This is a genomic window from Streptomyces sp., from assembly GCF_050698815.1.
Lineage (GTDB): Bacteria > Actinomycetota > Actinomycetes > Streptomycetales > Streptomycetaceae > Streptomyces.
This window is the reverse complement of the sequence record NZ_JBOHCV010000548.1, coordinates 1-4,791: the sequence shown is the minus strand read 5'-3', so window position 1 is coordinate 4,791 and position 4,791 is coordinate 1. Positions and strand designations below refer to the sequence as shown.

Sequence of the window (4,791 nt, the reverse complement as noted above, 5' to 3'; positions counted from 1 at the left end):
GTGGTTTCCTCCACACCCCGCCCGGGGCCGCCGGCATTCATCTCACTGCGGCAGCGAACCGCCCTGCGAGATCAGAGACAGAGCAGCGCGCTGTGCGAGCTGAACTTGTCGCACAGCAGCAGGCTGGCGCTGCTGAGGTCGCCGCCGCCGCCGGTCAGCTGCTCCTGGGGCTCCATCGTCTGCAGGTCGAGAAGTGCCATGTCAGTTTCCTTTCGCTTGTCTTACGGGGACGGTGGTGCTTTGCCGCGGTCCGTTTCCGGACCGGTTCATGGGCCGCCGCGGGGCAGCGGCGGGAGGAAGGGCAGGCCGGGCTGCGGCCCGCCGTGCCGGGCTGCGGCCGCGGCGCCCGCCGCGAGCATGCAGCCGGCGGTACCGGTGGCGAGGTCCATCGAGAGCCGCATCATCTGATCGCCGGGGAAGGCGAGATGGCCCTGGTGGCTCATGCCGTACCAGGCGAGCCCGTCCAGTTGCGCGGCGATGTCGCCGGCGGCAGCCTCGCTGGTGGAGTGGCCGGTGGTGCGGCTGAGGTACAGCAGCATCCCGGCCCGCCCCTGGAAGAGTCCGGGCTGCGCGTAGTACCGCATCCGGGCCGCGGGCAGCACCGCGGCCCGGGCGCGCTCGAACTCGGGGTTTCCGGACCGGTGTTCGAGGTAATCGTCCACCACCATGCCGATGCCCACGCTGCCGGCGCCGAGGTAGGGCATGACGCGGCTGCCCTCGTCGACCTGCAAGGTCCCGGAACGGTCCGGTACACAGCGCGCCAGGTCGCGGCGGAGCGCACCGGCCGCGAGGTCGAGCAGCTCCGGGTCGCCGGTACGTTCGTGCAGGCGGAGGAAGAGCAGGGCGGCGCCGGTCGCACCGTGCAGCAGTCCGGCACGCCCCCGGTAGGGGTCCTCTTCGCCCGTGGCGGCCCGGCTCATTCCCGGGTCGGGGCTCGCGGCCAGTCCGTCCGCGAGCATCCGGGCGGCCGTCATGGCGTGGTCGTGCAGCGCGGACTCACCCGTGGTGGTGCCCAGCCGGTCCAGCGTGAGGCCCAGGCCCGCCAGTCCGCCGTACAGGGAGGGGCCGAGGCGCTGCCACTTCTCCTCCAGCACCCGCTCGGTCAACGCCAGCGCACGCTTGGCGTGTCCGAGCCGGTCGAGCACGTACGCGACGCCGAGCAGCCCGTCGTAGAGGCCGGGCGGGGTGCCGTGCGGCGGGGACTCGCTCTGCCGCAGCAGCCACTCCTCGCCCTCGGGGCAGGAGCCGGCGCCCGTCTCGGCCAGGGCGTACAGCACTCCGGCCGCGCCGTGTGCGAGACCGAGGCCGCCGCCGGCGGCGAACTGGGCGATGTCACCGGGGAAGAACCGGTCCTCGCGTTCGGGAGTGGCGGAGGCCAGAATCGCGCCGGCCATGGAGTCGCGGCCGCGCGGCCATTCCGCCGGCGTCGCGGGCAGGTGCGAGCGCTGCGGCGGTTCCGTCCGCGGCCGCCCGGTGCGGCCTTCGATGGTGGCGACGGCTTCCCGTAAGAACTCCTCGGGGATGCCGGGGAATTGCCCGGCCGCCACCTCGGCCAGATGCGCGGCCTTGCCCCGGTCGACGGCGAGCAGCATCGTCATGGGGACGAAGAGGGCGATCCGCAGGCAGGCGAGGGCGTAGCGGTCGATCTCGTAGCGGGCCCGGTCGGCGGGGGCGATGAAGCCTGGGTGGGCGACGATCTGCCGCGGATTCTCGGCGGCGGGTGCCGCCGCCTCGAAGTCCAGCAGGGAGACGGAGCGTTCGTCGGGCGCGACCATGATGTTGAACATGTGCAGGTCGTTGAAGACGAGTCCGCGGCTGTGCACCGCCTCCACGGCCTCTTCGACCAGCCCGTGGATGCGCAGCGCCCAGCGGGTGTAGTCGTCGACCGCCGCCGGGTCGGGGCTCGCCGTGAGCAGCGGATGCCGCTGTGCGAAGAACGCGTTCAGGGTCTTCCCCGGCAGGTGGTCCATGACGAGGAAGCGGTGACCGTCCAGGGTGAACCAGTCGCGCACCGCCGGTGCCACGGACAGTCCGGCCAGCCGCTCCATGGCCGCTTTCTCCCGCTCCAGCCGGGTGACCGCGTCGGCCCCGTCGGCGGCGAGTCCGGCGTGCGGACGGGCCTCCTTGAGCACGACGGCCTCTCCGCTGCGCAGGTCCGTACCGCCGTAGACCCCGCCGCCGTTGGAGAAGTGCAGGGCACGCTCGATGCGGTAGGGGAGGTCGGAGACCTTGGCGGTGTCGCGGGCGGCGAGCTGCGGCTCGAGGAAGTCGGGCAGCGAAACCCAGTCGGGCACGTGGAAGGCGGGTTCCTTCCGGTCCGGCACGAGCCGGCCGTCCTCGTTCTCGATTGCCGGCACCAGGGTGCCCTGCGGCGAGAGACAGAAGCGCGGTGCGAAGCCTCCGTAGCGCACGTACAGCGGACCTTCCCGCCAGCGCAGGTCGGTGAGAATGTACGGGCCGGGCTGACCGGCCAGCACCTCACCCAATTCGGTCAGCAGCGCGTGCAGTTGTTCCTCGGTGGCTGGATAGATGGTGGCGAATTTTCCGCTGGTGCCGCGTCCGGCGTATTTCGCGTTCCGCAGATAAAGCTGCGTGCGGGACGGTACGAATTTGAAGGGAATCCCCCGCGGCACACAGTGGTCCCGGACGGCGGCGGCCACGGTGTCGGCGTTGTCCAGGCATGCCGAGGCATGGACCTTCCAGCCCTGCACCGGGAATTCGCCCTGCACCGGGCGCAGTTCGAGCCAGCCTCCGGAACGCGTCTCCCGCCAGCCATCAGGGACCGGCCGGCCCGCCGTCGGAAAGGTGTCGGAGGTGGCTCCGCCGGTGTCACCGGAATTCGACGAGTCGGCGGACAAACGGTCCGGAGTTTCGTAGAAGGCTCTGTCGGCGAGGCAGAAGACCTCGTATCGCTTGTCCATTCCGATCCCCCCTCAGCGGCTCGGAAATGAGAATCGCACGGGGCCGGGGAGGGGAAACAGTCACGGCTGTCACGACACCGCCGTGACGAACGCACGGGTAACCTTGCTTTCGCGCCATGCCCCAGGCGCGGCGTCCGGAAAACGGTGCTCCGCGCCTGCGGACGGCTCAGCCGGCGGCGGGCGTGAAGCGGACCGGCGTACCAGGCACCGCCTGCGCCGCGGCGGCCAGCGCGTCCTGGGGTACGACACCGATCACCGGATAGCCGCCGGTGACCGGATGATCGGCCAGAAAGACGACGGGGCGCCCCTCGGGCGGCACCTGGAGTGCGCCCAACGCCATGCCCTCACTGGGCAGTTCACCCTCGCGGGCACGCTCCAGCACCGGTCCGTCGAGCCGCAGACCGATGCGGTTGCTGGCGGACGAGACGCGGAAGACCCCGGTGACCAGGGTGCGCAGCGCCTCGCTCGTGAACCAGTCCGTACGCGGCCCGTACACCACGGGCAGCAGCAGCTCCCGGGGCGGCGCGGCCCAGGGCGCGGTGTCGGACGTGGCGCGCGGGCCCCGCTCCCCCGGATCGCCGAGCCGCAGCCGGTCCCCCTCTCGCAGCGGGTCGGGGCCGAGCCCGGAGAGCAGGTCGGTGGCGCGGCTGCCCAGCTCCGGCGTGGCGTCCACGCCGCCACCGAGACCGACGTAGCTGCGCAGCCCGTACGTGGCCGGCCCCGCCTCCAGCACCGCGCCGGCCGGCAGCCGGAACGGAACGCCCCAGGGTGCGGGCCGCCCGTCGACGGTGACGGGACAGGCTGCACCCGTCACGACCACCTCGACCGCGGCCCCCGGCGTCCCGCAGGCCCGCAGCGCGCAGCCGTTGAGCGTGGTCTCCAGCGTGGCGGCGGTCTCCGGGTTGCCGACCAGCCGGTTGGCGAGGCGGTGCGCCGGTTCGTCCAGGGCGCCGGAGCGGGGTACGCCCAGGTGCGCGTGCCCGTGCCGCCCCAGGTCCTGGACGGTGGTGAGCGCCCCGGCCCGTACGACGTGGATCTCGGCGGTCGTCATCGCGGCGGCCCCGCTCCGGGTTCCTCCGGTTCGGGCACGAAGCGCACCCGGGTGCCGGGGGCGAGCAGCGCGGCGGGGTCGCGGCCGGTGTCCCACAGCACGGTGCGCACGGCGGTGCCGATCAGCTGCCAGCCGCCGGGCGAGGAACGCGGATAGACGCCGGTGTAGGGGCCCGCGAGTCCGACGGCGCCCGCGGGGACCTTGGTACGCGGATCGGACCGGCGTGGCACGTGGTACCTCTCCGGCAGCCCGGTCAGATAGCCGAAGCCGGGCGCGAAGCCGCAGAAGGCGACGCGGAACGCGGTGGCCGCGTGCAGGCGCCCGACCTCCTCGGGCGCGACGCCCCACAGGCCCGCCACATCCGCCAGATCGGGCCCGTCGTAGCGGACCGGGATCTCCACGGCGGACTCGGACGCCCGGGTGAGCGGCGGCACCTGCCAGTGCGGCAGTTCGGCCGCGAGCCGGCGCACCTCCCCCGGTCCGGCCAGCCCGTCCAGCAGTACGGTGCGGGCCCCGGGCACGATCTCCCGTATCCCGGGGAGCTGCCCGGCGGCGCGGCGGCGCAGCACCTCCGCGTGGAACGCCTCTGCGGCTTCGGCGCCGGGCAGTTCGACGAGCAGTCCCTGCCGGCCCACCCGGAGCACGACGGGAGCGGCGGTGCCGGCGCCCCGACCGGTGCCGGCGCTGGTGGTGCTGGTGCCGGTCACGTGAACGCCCGTACCGCGATCCCCGCCCCGGTCAGCTCGTCCCGGATGCGACGGGCCAGCCGCGCGGCGTCGGGGGTGTCGCCGTGCACGCACAGCGAGCGGGCGGGCAGCC

The 4,791-nt window shown here is 73.4% G+C and carries 5 protein-coding genes; all 5 read right to left on the bottom strand.

Annotated features, from left to right (window positions below):
• Positions 1 to 71 precede the first annotated feature (71 nt).
• On the bottom strand, positions 72 to 200 hold the full coding sequence (locus ACRDP3_RS19850; protein ID WP_431518317.1) for a SapB/AmfS family lanthipeptide: 129 nt from the start codon (positions 198 to 200) through the stop codon (positions 72 to 74).
• A gap of 66 nt (positions 201 to 266) precedes the next feature.
• Positions 267 to 2,921, bottom strand: coding sequence for a class III lanthionine synthetase LanKC (gene lanKC / locus ACRDP3_RS19845; protein WP_431518316.1), 2,655 nt, complete (start codon positions 2,919 to 2,921; stop codon positions 267 to 269).
• A 166-nt stretch (positions 2,922 to 3,087) separates the two neighbouring features.
• A complete protein-coding gene (locus ACRDP3_RS19840; RefSeq protein WP_431518315.1) occupies positions 3,088 to 3,972 on the bottom strand; it encodes a biotin-dependent carboxyltransferase family protein in 885 nt (294 codons plus the stop codon).
• On the bottom strand, positions 3,969 to 4,679 hold the full coding sequence (locus ACRDP3_RS19835) for a 5-oxoprolinase subunit B family protein (RefSeq protein WP_431518314.1): 711 nt from the start codon (positions 4,677 to 4,679) through the stop codon (positions 3,969 to 3,971). Before ACRDP3_RS19835 ends, ACRDP3_RS19840 begins: the two co-directional genes overlap by 4 nt.
• Positions 4,676 to 4,791 (bottom strand): LamB/YcsF family protein (locus ACRDP3_RS19830; RefSeq protein ID WP_431518318.1); only part of this gene is annotated, 116 nt, incomplete at its 5' end. The genes ACRDP3_RS19835 and ACRDP3_RS19830, both read right to left, overlap by 4 nt.

Excerpts from the sequence above, each read along its gene's own strand:
- ACRDP3_RS19850 (WP_431518317.1), bottom strand. The coding sequence starts at position 200 with ATGGCACTTCTCGACCTGCAGACGATGGAGCCCCAGGAGCAGCTGACC.
- lanKC (WP_431518316.1), bottom strand. The coding sequence starts at position 2,921 with ATGGACAAGCGATACGAGGTCTTCTGCCTCGCCGACAGAGCCTTCTAC.
- ACRDP3_RS19840 (WP_431518315.1), bottom strand. The coding sequence starts at position 3,972 with ATGACGACCGCCGAGATCCACGTCGTACGGGCCGGGGCGCTCACCACC.